Raw genomic sequence first — 14,492 nt, forward strand, 5'->3', positions numbered from 1 at the left:
CGTCAGGTCAGGTCGACCGCGACCGTGCGCCCCTCCCGGGCCGACACCTCCGCGGCGTCGGCCAGCAGCAGCGCGGCGCGGCCGTCCTCGAAACCCGGGCTCGGGTTCGCGGACGTGTCCTCGCCGCGGACCGTGGCGATGAACGCGGCCAGTTCCAGCTCGTAGGCGTCCCGGTAGCGTTCCAGGAAGAACCGGCGGTACGGCTCGCCGGAGGCCGTCGCCGCCGCCGACGTCGCCCGCACCAGCGTCGGCGTCACGTTCCCGACCTCCAGCAGCCCGTCGGCGCCGAACGCCTCGATCCGCTGGTCGTAGCCGTAGGCGGCGTGCCGGGAGTTCGTGATCGTCACCGATTCCCCGCCGGCGCCGACCAGGGTCGTGACGGCGGCGTCGAAGTCGCCCGCCGCGGCGATCCCCGCGCTGAACTGCCGCAGGCCGACCGCCGTCACGGACACGATGTCGGGGACGAACGAGCGGGCCGTGTCGAAGTCGTGGATCGTCATGTCCCGGAAGATGCCGCCGGAGACCGCCACGTACTCCGACGGCGGTTCCTCCGGGTCGCGGCTGGTGATGGCCAGGTGCTCCAGGCGGCCGATCTCCCCGGCCCGCACCCGGCGGCGCAGCTCGGTGAAGTGCGGGTCGAAGCGCCGGTTGAAACCGAGGACGACCGGGGTCGGCGCCGACCGCGCCCGGTCGCGGACCGCGTCGACGCGCGCGATGTCCAGGTCGATCGGCTTCTCGCACAGCACCGGTTTCCCGGCGTCGAGGGCGGCGGTGATGAGGTCGACGTGGGTGGGGGTGGGGGAGGCGACGACGACCGCGTCGACGTCGTCGGCCGCGATCGCCTCCAGCGCGTCGGACGTGGCGCGGCCGCCGTACCGGGCGACCGTCCGCTCGGCGCCGGCGAGGACCGCGTCGGCGGCGACGGTGATCACGGCGTCCTCGCTGCGGTGCAGGGACGCGGCGTGGACCTGGCCGATGCGGCCGGTGCCGATGAGCGCGAAGCGGACGGGCTGGGACATCGGTGTCCTTTCGGGGGCGCGGGTGGACCGGTCCACAGGCTAGTGCCGCCCCCTCCTCCACGGCGATCAAGGACACCGCCACGGTGATCAAGGACACCGCCACGGCGATCAAGGACACCGCCACGGCGATCAAGGACACCCGGGCGGTGGACCACACCGGGTGTCCTTGATCGCCGCGCAGTAGTCCTTGATCGCCGAGGGAGGGTGGGGGCGGGGCGGGCGGGGCGGGCGGGGCAGGGACGAGTGCCGGGGTCAGAGCAGGCGGCGGGCCGCGGCCCAGCGCGTCAGCTCGTTGCGGTTCGACAGCTGGAGCTTGCGCAGCACCGCCGAGACGTGCGTCTCCACCGTCTTCACGGAGATGAACAGCTCCTTCGCCACCTCCTTGTACGCGTAGCCGCGCGCGATGAGCCGCATCACCTCCCGCTCCCGGGCCGAGAGCCGGTCCAGCTCGTCGTCGGCCGCGGCGACCTCCCCGGTGCCCGCGCCGAACGCGTCGAGGACGAAACCCGCCAGCCGGGGCGAGAACACCGCGTCGCCGTCGGCGACCCTGCGCACCGCGGCGGCCAGCTCGTCGCCGCTGATCGTCTTCGTCACGTACCCGCGGGCGCCGCGCCGGATGACGGCGATCACGTCGTCGGCGGCATCGGACACCGACAGGGCCAGGAACCGGACCGGCGGCGCGGAGGCCAGCAGGTCGGCGCAGCGGGCCAGGACCTGCGCCCCGCCCGAGCCCGCCCCCGGCGCGGGGTTCTCGTCCGGACCCGCGGGCAGGTGCACGTCGAGCAGCACGACGTCGGGCCGCAGCGCCGTCACGGCGGCGACGGCCCCCTCGACGTCCGCGGCCTCGCCGACGACCTCCAGGTCGTCGGCGGACGACAGTTCCGCCCGCACCCCCGACCGCACCATCCGGTGGTCGTCCACGACGAGGACCCTGATCACGAAACCCCTCCCGGCAGCCGCAACGTCACTTCGGTCCCGCCGTCGGCGGGACGGCGGATCGAGGCCGAACCCCCGGCGCGCTGCATGCGCCCGACGATGGACTCGCGCACGCCCAGCCGGTCCTCGGGGATCGCGTCGAGGTCGAAACCCCCGCCGCGGTCCCGGACGAACACCTCGACGCCGGCGCCCACCGGTTCGGCGTACACCGACACCGTCCCACCCGCGTGCCGGCCCGCGTTCAGCAGGGCCTCGCGCGCGGCCTGGGCCAGCGCCGACAACCCGCGGTCGAGCTCGCGGTTGTCCAGGTCGCCCACGAGGACCACCTCCACGACCGCGCCCGACACGTCCTCGACCTCGCTGGCCGCGGCCCGCAGCGCCGCGCCGAGCGTCCCGGCGGTCGTCCCGTGGTCGCCGTACAACCACTGCCGCAGTTCACGTTCCTGGCGCCGGGCCAGCCGCGCGACCTCCCCGGGGTCGCCCGCGCGCTTCTGGATGAGGGCCAGCGTCTGCAGCACCGAGTCGTGGACGTGCGCGGCGAACTCGGCCCGCTGCTGCTCCTTCGCCAGCGCCGCCCGTTCCGCGCCGAGGTCCTGCCACAGCCGCACCACCCACGGCGCGACGACGAGCCCGACCCCGCCCAGGACGACGACCCCGGCGAGCGCCGACCGCCAGAACTGCCCCACGTCGCCCACGACGACGAAGAACAACCCGGCGCCCAGGACGACCAGCGACGCCCCGACGAGGACCCGCGCGACGGCGCCGCGGCCGTCGGTGGACTCCTCCACGAACCGGCGCCGCCGGGTCGCGTCGAGCTGGCTCCACGCCAGCACGACCCCGGCGCCGGCGACCAGCACGGGGACCACGAACCGGGACGAGCCGCGCACGAGGTTCATCGCGGGCACGAGCCCGACCCCGACGACGAGGGCGACGCCGACGAGGGCGTTGCGGTGCGCGAGGACCCACCCGGCGGGGTCGGCGCGCTGGGCGGGGTCGAGGGCGAGCTGGCGCTCGTCGGGCAGCAGCAGCGCCAGCACGGCGTACAGCACGACCCCGAAACCGCCGAGGAACGCGGCGGCCGCGAACACGGTGCGGACGCGGGCCAGCGGGATCCCCGTGTGCACGGAGATCCCGGCCGCGACGCCGGCCACCCGCCGGTGCTCCACGGCCCGCACCAGCGGGGGTCTGGTCACCGTGCCGGGGGGTGCTGCCGCCTGCGTGCTCACGTCCCGATCGTGGCACGCGCCCGGCGACCCCGGGGACCCCCGCAGCGGGGTTTCAGGGTCGACTCAGGGTCGTCCCCGATGTGCCCGGGGGCCGGTGCGGGCCAGTCTCGAGGCATGACCTCGACCGACCACCTCGACTTCGGCAAGACCCCCTCCGACACCCCTTCCGACGCAGCGCAGGAGCCCACGATGAGCCAGCCCGTGACCGACCCCGCCCGCCCGACCGCCGCCGACCGCTTCTTCGGCGCGGTCCGCCGCACCCGCCTCGTCCGCAGCCGCGACCGCTGGGTCGCCGGGGTCGCCGGCGGCGTCGCCGAGCGCACCGGCGTCAACGTCAACGTGGTCCGGATCGGCTTCGTCGTGCTGGCGCTGTTCGGCGGTGTCGGGCTGGGCCTGTACGGCCTGGCCTGGGCGCTGCTGCCCGACGTGACCGGCCGCATCGAGGCGCAGGTCGCGCAGCGCGGCGACGTGTCGGGGGCGCTGGTCCTGGCGATCGGGCTGGTCGTGCTCGACCTCGTCCTCGGCAACGGCCTGCTGGGCCTGGGCTGGATCCTCTGAGCCGGCGCCCGGGCCCAGCTGGAACCGGTGGGAGAGTCGGACCGTGAGCACCCCGACCCGTCAGGGCGCGAAGTTCTTCGCGGCCCTCCGTTCCTCCGGTGTGGAGCGCTCGCCGGACCGCTGGTTCGCGGGCGTGTGCGGCGGGATCGCCGCCCGGCTGGGCGTCGACCCCCTGCTGGTCCGCGGCGTCCTCGTCGCGCTGACCGTGGTGGGGGGCCTGGGGTTGGCCTTCTACGGCGCCTGCTGGCTGCTGCTGCCCGACGGCCGCGAGGAGGGCGCCGGGCGCATCGAGGCCGAGGCGGTCCTGCGCGGTGAGCTGTCCGGGGCGGCCTGGTTGTCGGCGGCGCTGGTCGTCGCCGACCTGGTCCTGCCGCGCGCCCTGCTGGGGGTGCTGAACGGCGGGCTCAGCGGCCCCGGTGCGGGTTTCCTCATCACCGGGCTCGTGGCGCTCCTGGGCTGGTGGCTGCTGCGCGACTTCACGCTGCCGCCGTGCGCGCGGCGCGAACCCGTCGCCGCACCCGAACCGGAACCCGGACCCGGGCCCGAGGCGGTCACCCGGCCGGTCTCGCTGGTCAAGGACGTCCCCGCGGCGAGCCCGGTGGAGGACCCCGGCCCGCAGGCGGGTTTCGGGTCCCCGACCGAACGGCGCGCCGCCGCCCGCGAACTGGCCCGCGAGAAGGGGCGGACCGCCGCGGAGGCCGCGGCCCGCCGCGCCGCCGAACGCGCCCGGCAGAAGGCCGCCCAGCGCCCGGGGTCCCCGCTGCTGACCACCGCGACCCTGGGGCTGGCGCTGCTGGCCGCGGGCGCCGTGGTCGCCGCCGGGCTCCTGACGACCCTCGACGCGCGCGTGCTGACCCTCGCGCTGGCCGCGGCCGTCGTCGTCGCCGGTCTGGGCGCCGTGGTCGCCGGGTTGCGCGGGCGCCGCACCGCGCTGATCGGGCTGGCCTGGCCCGCGGCGTTCGCCGCCGTCGCCACCGCCCTGCTGCCGCCGTCGACGAACTGGACGTGGGAGGTCGACCGGACCTGGCGCCCCACGACGCAGGACGGTCTCAGCTCCGCGGTCGGTCTCCTGACCGTCGACCCGGCCGGGCTGGACGCCGGCCCCGCCTCGGCCACGATCGCCGCGGGCCGGCTCGCCGTGGAGGTCCCGCGGGACGCCACCGTCCTGCTGGACGCCAGCGCCCTCGCCGGGACCGTCCGGTGGCGGCCCGCCGAAGACGTCGTGGAGGTCGGGGCGCCGCGCGGGACCGAACCGTCGCAGGACGGCGGCGACGAGGTCGCCGGCGGGCTGGACGTCCGGCGGGTCCTGGCGATCGGCCCCGACGCCGCCGCCCTCGCCGCCGCCGTGCAGGTCCGCGGCGACGACCCCGACGACTGGACCGTGCCGTCGGGCACCCCGCGGCTGCGGGCGGCGAGCTGGACCGGTGAGGTCCGGGTCGGCGCCCCCGGCTCGACCACCCTGGAGGGGGAATGAGCGAGATCACGCCCCGGCGGGGGCCGAACCCCGGAGCCGTCCTGGGCGGGCTGGTGCTCGTCGCGCTCGGCGCGGCCGTCGCCGTCCACGAGCTGTTCGGGCTCAGCTGGGACTGGAAGTACTGGGCGGCCGGGATCCTGCTGCTCGGCGGTGCGGCCGTCGCGACGGGGTCGGTGGTCTCCGCGGCGCTCCGCGGCGCCGACCGCGAGCGGCCCCGGTAGCGTCGTCCCGGTGGACGACTCCGTGGGTTCGGTGACGGTCGAGACCGGGTGGGGCGCGCTGGAGGACGGGACGCCCGTCGCGCGCTGGGTCCTGGACGACGGGACGGTGCGGGTGGGGCTCGTCGAGCACGGCGCGCGCCTGCAGTCGGTGCTGGCCCCCGACCGGGGCGGCGCGCTCGCCGACGTGGTCCTGGGGTTCGCCGCCCTGGAGCCGTACACCGGCAAGGGGCGCTCGTTCGGGGCCACGGTGGGGCGGGTCGCGAACCGCATCGCCGGCGGCCGGTTCGAGCTCGACGGGCAGCGGGTCGTGGTCCCGGCGACCGACCGGGGGAACGCCATCCACGGTGGGCCGCACCCGTTCTCCGAACTGCTGTGGACGGCCCACCCGGTCGAGGGCGCGTGCGGGGTCCGGTTCTCGCTGCTCAGCCCCGACGGGGACAACGGGTTCCCCGGGGCGCTGTCGGTGCACGTGACGTACCTCCTGCACGAGGGGGCGCTGACCGTGGAGTACGCCGCGACGACCGACGCGACGACGGTCGTGAACCTCACCAACCACGCCTACTTCAACCTCGCCGGGGACGGTTCGGGGACGGTCGACGCGCACCTCGTGCAGGTCCTCGCCGACCGCTACCTGCCCGTCGACGAGAACGGGCTGCCGACGGGGGAGCTGCACCCCGTGGAGGGGACCCCGTTCGACCTGCGCGAGCCGGTGCCGGTGGGGTACCGCGTCGGGGCCGACGACGAGCAGCTGCACCGGGGCAAGGGTTTCGACCACTGCTTCGTCCTGGCCGACGTCCCGGCCGGGGCGCGCGGGGCCGCGCTCGCGGCGGTCGTGGAGGAACCGGTGTCCGGTCGCCGCCTGGAGGTGCGCACCGACCAGCCCGGGGTCCAGTTCTTCACCGGCGGGTCGCTGGCGGGGACGCTGGTCGGCAAGGCCGGCGCCCCGTACGGGCCGCGCACCGGGCTGGCGCTGGAGACGCAGGGTTTCCCCGACGCGCCGAACCGCCCGGGGTTCCCCACGACGGTGCTGCTCGTGGGGGAGGAGTTCCACAGCGTGACGGAGTACCGGTTCACGGTGGCCCCGTGATGCGCGGGTCCCCGCCCCGTGTGGTGCAATGAGAACCGATCTCACTGGAGGAACCGTGCTGCCCATCGCCGCGCCCCTCGGGCGCCTCGTCCTGACCGCCGCGCACAACGCCTCGTCGGTGTTCGAGGCCGTCAACTCGGCCCGGCTGATCCGCTACCGGATCCCCGCGGGGAGCGCAGCACGAGCGCCGCGGCGAGCGCCGTCGTCAACGGGACGGTGAGCGCGAGGGCGGTGCCGCCGACGGCGGAGCGGACGAGTTCCTCGGCGATGGCCGCCGAGCTCACGAGCTGCCCCAGCGGCTGGTCGTACAGCTCCACCAGCAGCAGCGACGGCATCGCCGCCCCGGCGTAGGCGAAGGTCACGGTGTACACGGTGGACGCCAGGTGGTCCCGCCCCACCCGCATGCCCGCCGCGAACAGTTCCCGGAAACCGGCGCCGGGTTTGGCCGCGCGCACCTCCCACACCGACGCGGCCTGGGTGATGGTGACGTCGTTCAGCAGGCCCAGCGCCGCCACCAGCGTCCCGGCCAGCACGACCCCGCGCAGGTCCACCGCCCCGGTCAGGACCGTGACGGTGTAGGCGTTCTCGTCGCTCAGGCCCGTCAGGTGCGCCGAGTCCACGGCCAGGACGGCCGCGGCGGCCGTGACCAGCAGGCCCGCGACGGTCCCCAGGTACGCCACCGTGGTCCGCATCGAGAAACCGTGCGTGAGGTAGATGACGACGCCCATGACGGCCGTCGCCGCGCTCAGCCCCACGACGACGGCGTCCTCCTGCGCCAGCAGGGCCGGGACGACGTGGAACGCGATGGCCGCCCCGCCCAGGGCCAGACCGGCCAGCGCCGCGAGCCCGCGGCGGCGGCCCACCGCGACGGTCAGGACCACGAACACCGCCACCACCACCGCCAGCGGGACGCGGCGGTCCACGTCGTCCCACACGTAGGTGTCCTGCCCGCCGGGCTCGGCGGGGTAGCGGGTCAGGACGACGCGGGTGCCCGGGCCCAGGCCGCCGTGGTAGGCGGCGGCGGGGACCGGGACGGTCACCTCGGTGCCGCCGTCGACGCGGACGGTCGCCTCGGGGCACTCGACGGTCTCCGGCAGCGTCCCGTCGGGCAGCCGCTCCTCGGCCAGCTCGCCCCGGCAGGTGAGCATCGTCGTGGACACGACGTCGCCGCGCACCGCCTCCGCCCCCACGTACCCCACCGACGCGCTCGGGACGTCCCGCGGCCAGGTGGCGGCCATCCCCGCCACGGCCGCGAGGACCACCGCGACGACGACGAGGGTCAGGACCCGCCGCGTGCGCCGCCCCAGCGGCGCCGGCGGGGAGCCGTCGTGGACGTGGGCGTGCGGGTGCGGTTCCACCGTTCCATCCCACCACGACCGGGGGGACCCCCGACGTGATCGGACCGGGCCGGGGTCAGCCGCGGCTGGGGTCGCGGGCCCAGTCCGGGACCGCCGTCAGCGCGTGCAGCTCCCGCACCCGGCGGCGCAGGCCCACGGTCGCCGGGACCGCCAGCAGCGCCGCGCCGAGCACCACCCCCACCCGCAGCTCCAGCGGCCACGGGCCGCGGTCGACCGCGACACCGGGGACGGTGAGGGCCTCCGGCAGCAGCGCCGTCGCCAGCGACACCTCACCCACGGCGAACTCCCCACCGGTGGTCGGCACCCGGAAGAACGGCGACGTCACCCCGGTCCGCAGGTCGCTGCGCACCACCCGGAAGTCCCCACCCGCCCCGTCCTCGCCCTCGGCCACCGCCGGGTGCACGACGACCTCCGGCGACGTCCAGCCCAGCACCCCGCCGCTGCCGGGCACGGGCGCCGGGACCTGCCCACCCGGCGCCGTCGGCACGAACCGCAGGCGCTGCCCGCCCTCGGACACCGCGATGAGCCGCCCGTCGGGCGACCACGCCGGCCCGTCGACCAGCGTCGTGCCCGCCGGGACGGGCAGCTCCGTCGCGGCGCCGGTGGCGAGCTCCACGACCCGCAGGACCTGCGCGCCGGGGGCCTGGAACGCGAGCCGGGAACCGTCGGGGCTGAACGCCGCGGCCACGACGCGCTCGCCGCCGGCGACCGCCGCCGCCCTGCGGGCCGCGACGTCGAACACGTACAGCTGCCCCGGGGCGCTGGTGAACGGGGTCGTCGGCTCCTCCGTGCCGAGGTAGGCGACCTTCGCGCCGTCGGGGCTCCACGCCACCGGCACGACGCCCGGCACGCGCGGCACCACGTGGACGCGGGCCGCGCCCGTGGCGAGGTCCACGAGCGCGAGGTCCGAACTGCCCGCGGTCGCGGACCCCGGGACCGGGCCGGAGGACCAGTCGCCCAGGACGACCGTCCGGCCGTCCGGCGACAGCAGCATCGGCGCCGGGTCGCCCTGCGTGTCGGCGGCGCCGCGGTCCAGGGCCAGGGTGAGCCGCCGCGCGCTGCCGCCGTCGGCGCCGACCAGCAGCGCCTGCGGGACGTCGGCGAGCTCCACGCCCAGCCCCTGCCGGTACAGCGCCAGCGCGGCGCCCACCGGGTTCGTCGCCAGGTCGGCCGTCAGGTGGCTGTACCCGGGCAGCTCCGCCGGCACCACCGCCCGCGCCGGGACCCGGCGGTGCCCGGGCAGGGCCGCCACGGCCAGCACGGCCGCGACCCCGACGAGCAGGACGCAGAACGCCACGAGCAGGGGCAGCCGACGCGAGCTCATGCCTCAGCTTCACCCCACCGCCCGTCAGCAGCCAGTCATCCCGCGTGAACACACCGTGCGGATCGGCGGGACGTCGGGCACGGTGGCCGGGTGCCCGAAGGAGACACCGTGTTCCTGCTCGCGCGCCGGCTCCACGCGCGGCTGGCCGGGCGCCCCGTGCTCGGCAGCGACCTGCGCGTCCCGCAGCTCGCGACGGCCGACCTCAGCGGAGCACGCATCCTCGGGACCGCCTCGCGGGGCAAGCACCTGCTGACCCGGTTCGACCCGGCCGACAGCGCGCTGACCGGACCGGTGACCCTGCACACCCACCTGCGGATGGACGGGGAGTGGACGGTGCTCGCCCCCGGCAAGCGGCTGCCGGCGCGGCTGTGGCCGGACGTCCGCGTCCTGCTCACCACCGACGGGCCCACCGCCGCCGCGCTGCGGATGCCGGTCGTGGAGCTGCTGCCCACCGCCGAGGAGGACCGCGTCGTCGGCCACCTCGGCCCCGACCTGCTCGACGCCGCCACCCCCGCCGAGGACCGGGTGGCCGCCGCCGTCGCGAACCTCGCCCGCCGCCCCGAGCGCGGGATCAAGGCGGCGCTGCTCGACCAGCGCAACCTCGCCGGCCTGGGGAACCTGTGGGCCGACGAGCTGTGCTTCCTGCGCGGGCACTCGCCGTGGACCCCGGTCGCCGACGTCGACCTGCCCCCGCTGGTCCGGCTCGCCGTGAAGATGCTCACGTTCTCGGTGGGGCCGTCCCGGGCGCCGCAGGTGACGACGGGCGACACCCGCCCCGGCCGGCAGCACTGGGTGTCCGGGCGGGCCGGGAAACCCTGCCTGCGGTGCGGGACGACCGTGCAGGTCCGCGCGGAGGTCCCCGGCGACCCCGAGCAGCGCCGCACCTGGTGGTGCCCGCACTGCCAGCCCGGCTGACGGAGGGCCCGCGCGGTGAACGCCCGATGACGCGGACGGCGCGCGAGCCCACCGCAGGTGAACACTCGATGACCGTTCCCCGGGACGGCGCGGGAGCGGCCAGGACCCCCGGGGACCGCGAACTACTGTTCACGACGTCCAGCCCGCCCCCGTCCTGGGAGGAGGTCGCGTTGACGACCCTCCACCAGGTTCCCGCAGCACGCACCCGGAGAACTCCGTGGAAGTCGTGGGGAACCTTCCTGCTCCTCGCGGGGCCCAACGTCGCGCTCCTCGTCCTGTTCGTCTACAAACCCCTCGTGCAGAACGTGCAGTACTCGCTGCTGCACTGGAACCTCGGGTCCGACACGGCGACCTTCGTCGGCCTGCAGAACTACGTGAACTACTTCGGCGACCCGAAGACGCCGACGGTCCTGCTGACCACGCTGGTCTTCGCGGTCGTCACCGTCGGCGGCTGCATGGGCCTGGGCCTGGCGCTGGCCCGGCTGCTCGACCGGGACCTGCGGGGCCGCACCGTCGTGCGGGCCGTCGTCTTCGCCCCGTACGTGCTGTCCGGGGTCGCCGTCGGCATCTGCTGGCTGTTCGTGTTCGACCCGCAGTACGGCCTGGTCTCCGGCCTGCTGCGCGCGGTCGGCATCGGCTCGCCGAACTGGTACAACGACCCCGACTGGGCCCTGGCCATGGTCTGCGTCGTGTACCTGTGGAAGTACGTCGGCTACGTCGCGATCATCTACCTGGCCGCGTTGCAGTCCGTCCCCGCCGACATCCTCGAGGCCGCGCAGATCGACGGCGCCTCCGGCGCCCGCACGTTCTGGTCGATCGTGTTCCCGCTGCTGTCGCCCACGACGTTCTTCCTGGGCGTCACGGTCTTCATCGAGTCCAACGCCGGCGGGTCGTTCGACATCATCCGCGCCATGACCAAGGGCGGACCGCTGGAGGGGACGACCACGATGGTCTACCAGGTGTACCAGGAGGCGTTCGTCGACGGTTCCGCCGGGTACGCCTCGGCCATCGCCACGCTGCTGTTCCTCGCCCTGCTGGTCGTGACGATCGTCCAGATGGTCGTCGTCGAGCGGAAGGTGCACTACCGGTGAGCGTCGAGGAGAGGACCACCTCCGGGGCCGGGCGCGTCCCCGCCCCCCGGTCCGGTGGGCAGGCGCTGCGGCAGCCGGGGCGCCGGGTCGACGTGCTCGGGTACGCCGGGCTCGTCGTGGCCGCGCTCGTCATGGTCGTGCCGCTGCTGTGGATGCTGCTGGCGTCCTTCAAGGACCGCAGCGAGATCTACACCATCCCGCCCCGGTGGCTGCCGGGCGCGCTGGACTGGCAGAACTACGCCGACGTGTTCGCGACCGTGCCGTTCGGGCACTTCCTGCTGAACAGCGTCCTCACGACGGTGCTCGGCGCGGGCCTGAAGGTCGTGCTCGGCCTCATGTGCGCGTACGCGCTGGTGTTCGTGGAGTTCCCCGGCCGGCGGGTCGTGTTCCTCGTGGTGCTCGCCGCGCTCATGGTCCCGCCGCAGGTCACGCTCATCCCCAACTACACGCTCGTCGCGCAGATCGGCTGGCTGAACTCCTACCAGGGGATCGTCGTCCCCGGCATGGCGAGCGCGCTCGGGACGTTCCTGTTCCGGCAGCACTTCCAGACGCTGCCGGTCTCGGTCCTGGAGGCCGCCACCCTCGACGGCGCCGGGCACTGGCGGCGGCTGTGGCGGTTCGTCGTGCCGCTGTCGGCGCCGACCGTCTCCGCCGTGGCGCTCGTCTCGGTCGTCACCGAGTGGAACCAGTACCTGTGGCCGCTGCTCGTCACCGACCGCTCGACGATGATGACCCTGCCGGTGGGTCTCACCCTCCTGCAGAACAACGACGGCATCACCAACTGGGGTGTCCTCATGGCCGGCACCGTGCTGGTGATGCTCCCGATCCTGCTCGTCTTCCTCTTCTTCCAGCGCCGACTCGTGGCGGGCCTCGCCGCGGGTGCGCTCGCGAACTGAACCCTCGAAACCCTGGAGCGACAACCGTGAACGACTTCCTGCTGCCCCGCCGCGGTGCCCTCGGCCTCATGGGCGCGGGCGTGGGCGCCCTCGGGCTGGCCGCCTGCTCGGGCCCCTCGACCGCGTCCTCCGGCGGAGGCACCGCCTCGGCCGAGAAGACCGACTGGAGCGCGATCACCCCGGCCGACCGCGTGACGATCTGGACGAACCACCCCGGCTCGTCCCAGCCCGTCGAGGCGGAGTTCCTGACCCGCTGGGCGAAGGAGAACGCGGACATCGAGGTCGAGTTCGTCACCGCCGGTTCGAACTACGACGAGATCTCGCAGAAGTTCCAGGCCGCGCTGACCGGTTCGGACCTGCCGGACCTGGTGCTGCTGAGCGACGTGTGGTGGTTCCGGTACGCGATCAACGGCCAGCTCGCCCCGCTGCAGGACCTGCTGCCGGCGGCCGGGGTGGACGTGGACAACTACCAGGACGGCCTGTACGCCGACTACCAGTACGACGGCTCGCAGTGGGCGGTCCCGTACTGCCGCTCCACCCCGGTCTTCTACTACAACAAGGCGCACTGGTCGGCGGCCGGGCTGCCCGACCGCGGGCCGCAGACCTGGGCCGAGTTCGAGCAGTGGCTGCCGAAGCTCGCCGCCGCCGGCACCGGCGCCCAGGCCCCGTACGGCCTGGGCAAGGGCACCGGCAACGCGACCTGGATCCACCAGAACCTCATCTGGGGCACGGGCGGTGCGCTGAGCGACGAGTGGACGATGACCGTCGACAGCGAGCAGGTGCTCGCGGCCAGCGACTACCTGCGGGGCTACATCACGAAGGGGTGGGCGGCGGTCTCCTCCTCCGACCAGGCCTCCGACTTCGGTGCCGGGCTGTACTCCTCGGTGATCGGCTCGACCGGTTCGCTGTCGGGGATCCTGGAGGCGGCGACCTTCGAGGTCGGCAACGCGTTCCTGCCCGGCGGGGAGGCGGGGCAGTTCGTCCCGACCGGTGGCGCCGGGTTCGCCGTCCCGGCCAAGCGTTCCCCGGAGCAGCAGCTCGCCGCGGCCACCTTCCTGAAGTTCCTCGCCGAGGACGACAACACCGCCTACTTCTCGCAGAACACCGGCTACATGCCCGTCACCACGGGTGCGGTGAACTCCGCCCCGATGCAGGAGGTGTACGCGCGGACGCCGCTGTTCAAGACGGCCGTCGACCAGCTCGCGAACACCCGCACGCAGGACTACGCGCGCGTGTTCGTGCCCGGCGGCGACCAGTCCACCGTCACCGCCTGGGAGAAGGTGATGCTCCAGGGTGCCGCGTCGAAGGACGCCTGGGGCACCGCCCAGAGCGAGATCCAGCAGTCCTACGCGGCGGACGTGGAGCCGTTGCTGAAGTCCTGACCCTGGAGGCCCGTCGACATGACCCGACCGCTCGTGATCGCGCACCGCGGCTACTCCGCGGTGGCGCCGGAGAACACCCTGGCCGCGTTCGAGGCGGCCCTGCGCGCCGGGGCCGACCTGCTGGAGATCGACGTGCGGCTGGACGCCGACGGCGTCCCGGTCGTGCTGCACGACGCGAGGCTGGACCGGACGTCGGACACCACCGGCGACGTCGAGGACCGCGCCGGTGAGGAGGTCCGCGCCGCGGACGCCGGGGCGTGGTTCGCCCCGGCGTTCGCCGGGCAGCGCGTCCCCACGCTGCGGGAGGTCGTCGGGGTGGTGGCCCGGTTCCCGGCGGCCGGGCTGCTCGTGGAGTTCAAGGGCGCCTGGACGGCGGGCACCGCCGCCGGGGCGGTGGCGGAGCTGCGCGCGGCCGGGGTGGCCGGGCGCAGCATCGTCCAGAGCTTCGAGCGCAGCACGGTGCAGGCCCTGCGCGACGTCGCCCCCGACGTCCGGCGGGCCCTGCTCGTGCTGCACCCGGGGAACCCGGTCGCCTGGGAGGAGCTGGAGCAGTCCTTCCGGGAGGTCGCCCAGGACCCGTTCACCGCGTTGTCGACCCCCACGGGCGTCGCCCGCGCCCGGGCCGAGCGGGACGTCGCCGAGCTCGGCGTCGTCGCGGTGAACCCGTACGTCGCGGGGCTGGTCGCCAGCCCGCACGTCGTCGCGGAGTACCACGCGGCGGGTGTGGCGACGTACCCCTACACGGTGGACGAGCCCCGGGTGTGGGCCGATCTGCTCCGGAACCGCGTCGACGGGATCATCACGAACGACCCCGGCCGGCTGCGCGGTTTCCTCGACGCGCGCGAGGTCCGCTCATCGCAGGACGAGGCCCTCGAGGACCGGCAGCAGCTGACCGTGGCCGCGACCCGGCAGGGTCGCCCCGCGCCCCGGCTCGCCCCGGTGTGAGGCCGCCGCCCGGACCCGCCGCCCGGCCCCGCCGCCCGGCCCTGCCGGGGTGGGCGGCGG

The 14,492-nt window shown here is 75.2% G+C and carries 14 protein-coding genes; 9 read left to right on the forward strand and 5 right to left on the reverse strand.

What is annotated here, in order from left to right; genetic code table 11:
- Positions 1 to 2: 2 nt before the first annotated feature.
- From ACRYRX_RS05260 to ACRYRX_RS05270, 3 genes are all read right to left on the reverse strand, one after another.
- Positions 3 to 1,019, reverse strand: a complete 1,017-nt coding sequence (locus tag ACRYRX_RS05260) for a Gfo/Idh/MocA family oxidoreductase (protein ID WP_432510773.1) — start codon at positions 1,017 to 1,019, stop codon at positions 3 to 5.
- Positions 1,020 to 1,271: 252 nt separating this feature from the next.
- Positions 1,272 to 1,958, reverse strand: coding sequence for a LuxR C-terminal-related transcriptional regulator (locus tag ACRYRX_RS05265; protein WP_432510774.1), 687 nt, complete (start codon positions 1,956 to 1,958; stop codon positions 1,272 to 1,274).
- On the reverse strand, positions 1,955 to 3,181 hold the full coding sequence (locus ACRYRX_RS05270) for an ATP-binding protein (RefSeq protein WP_432510775.1): 1,227 nt from the start codon (positions 3,179 to 3,181) through the stop codon (positions 1,955 to 1,957). Before ACRYRX_RS05270 ends, ACRYRX_RS05265 begins: the two co-directional genes overlap by 4 nt.
- A 114-nt stretch (positions 3,182 to 3,295) precedes the next feature.
- On the opposite strand from ACRYRX_RS05270, the gene ACRYRX_RS05275 reads away from it, so the two are divergent.
- Genes ACRYRX_RS05275 through ACRYRX_RS05290 form a run of 4 tightly spaced genes read left to right on the forward strand, consistent with a single transcriptional unit; the run spans position 3,296 to position 6,521 of the window.
- Positions 3,296 to 3,739: a PspC domain-containing protein gene (locus ACRYRX_RS05275; RefSeq protein ID WP_432510776.1), complete on the forward strand. Its 444-nt coding sequence runs from the start codon at positions 3,296 to 3,298 to the stop codon at positions 3,737 to 3,739.
- 43 nt (positions 3,740 to 3,782) lie between these two features.
- Positions 3,783 to 5,213, forward strand: a complete 1,431-nt coding sequence (locus ACRYRX_RS05280; RefSeq protein WP_432510777.1) for a PspC domain-containing protein — start codon at positions 3,783 to 3,785, stop codon at positions 5,211 to 5,213.
- Positions 5,210 to 5,434 (forward strand): hypothetical protein, encoded by a 225-nt coding sequence (locus tag ACRYRX_RS05285; protein WP_432510778.1) that lies wholly within the window; start codon positions 5,210 to 5,212, stop codon positions 5,432 to 5,434. Before ACRYRX_RS05280 ends, ACRYRX_RS05285 begins: the two co-directional genes overlap by 4 nt.
- Before the next feature lie 10 nt (positions 5,435 to 5,444).
- Positions 5,445 to 6,521: an aldose epimerase family protein gene (locus ACRYRX_RS05290; RefSeq protein WP_432510779.1), complete on the forward strand. Its 1,077-nt coding sequence runs from the start codon at positions 5,445 to 5,447 to the stop codon at positions 6,519 to 6,521.
- A 131-nt stretch (positions 6,522 to 6,652) separates the two neighbouring features.
- Here ACRYRX_RS05290 and ACRYRX_RS05295 read toward each other — a convergent pair whose 3' ends face one another.
- Both ACRYRX_RS05295 and ACRYRX_RS05300 read right to left on the reverse strand, forming a co-directional pair.
- Entirely contained in the window at positions 6,653 to 7,879 is a 1,227-nt protein-coding gene (locus ACRYRX_RS05295) for a YibE/F family protein (protein WP_432510780.1), read from the reverse strand.
- 55 nt (positions 7,880 to 7,934) lie between these two features.
- The gene (locus tag ACRYRX_RS05300; protein WP_432510781.1) at positions 7,935 to 9,203 is read right to left on the reverse strand and encodes a TolB family protein; all 1,269 of its coding nucleotides are present in this window, start codon (positions 9,201 to 9,203) and stop codon (positions 7,935 to 7,937) included.
- 90 nt (positions 9,204 to 9,293) lie between these two features.
- Here ACRYRX_RS05300 and ACRYRX_RS05305 point away from each other — a divergent pair, with 90 nt between their 5' ends.
- The 5 genes from ACRYRX_RS05305 to ACRYRX_RS05325 all read left to right on the forward strand — a co-directional run bounded on the left by ACRYRX_RS05305 (position 9,294) and on the right by ACRYRX_RS05325 (position 14,432).
- Positions 9,294 to 10,118 (forward strand): DNA-formamidopyrimidine glycosylase family protein, encoded by an 825-nt coding sequence (locus tag ACRYRX_RS05305; protein WP_432510782.1) that lies wholly within the window; start codon positions 9,294 to 9,296, stop codon positions 10,116 to 10,118.
- A gap of 170 nt (positions 10,119 to 10,288) precedes the next feature.
- Positions 10,289 to 11,209, forward strand: coding sequence for a carbohydrate ABC transporter permease (locus ACRYRX_RS05310; RefSeq protein ID WP_432510783.1), 921 nt, complete (start codon positions 10,289 to 10,291; stop codon positions 11,207 to 11,209).
- Positions 11,206 to 12,105: a carbohydrate ABC transporter permease gene (locus tag ACRYRX_RS05315; RefSeq protein ID WP_432510784.1), complete on the forward strand. Its 900-nt coding sequence runs from the start codon at positions 11,206 to 11,208 to the stop codon at positions 12,103 to 12,105. The genes ACRYRX_RS05310 and ACRYRX_RS05315 overlap by 4 nt, the downstream gene beginning before the upstream one ends.
- A 26-nt stretch (positions 12,106 to 12,131) precedes the next feature.
- Positions 12,132 to 13,487, forward strand: a complete 1,356-nt coding sequence (locus tag ACRYRX_RS05320; RefSeq protein ID WP_432510785.1) for an ABC transporter substrate-binding protein — start codon at positions 12,132 to 12,134, stop codon at positions 13,485 to 13,487.
- Between the two features lie 18 nt (positions 13,488 to 13,505).
- Positions 13,506 to 14,432: a glycerophosphodiester phosphodiesterase gene (locus ACRYRX_RS05325; RefSeq protein ID WP_432510786.1), complete on the forward strand. Its 927-nt coding sequence runs from the start codon at positions 13,506 to 13,508 to the stop codon at positions 14,430 to 14,432.
- Positions 14,433 to 14,492 lie beyond the last annotated feature (60 nt).

This window comes from Kineococcus lubricus, from assembly GCF_050871965.1.
In the GTDB taxonomy this organism is placed as follows: Bacteria; Actinomycetota; Actinomycetes; order Actinomycetales; family Kineococcaceae; genus Kineococcus.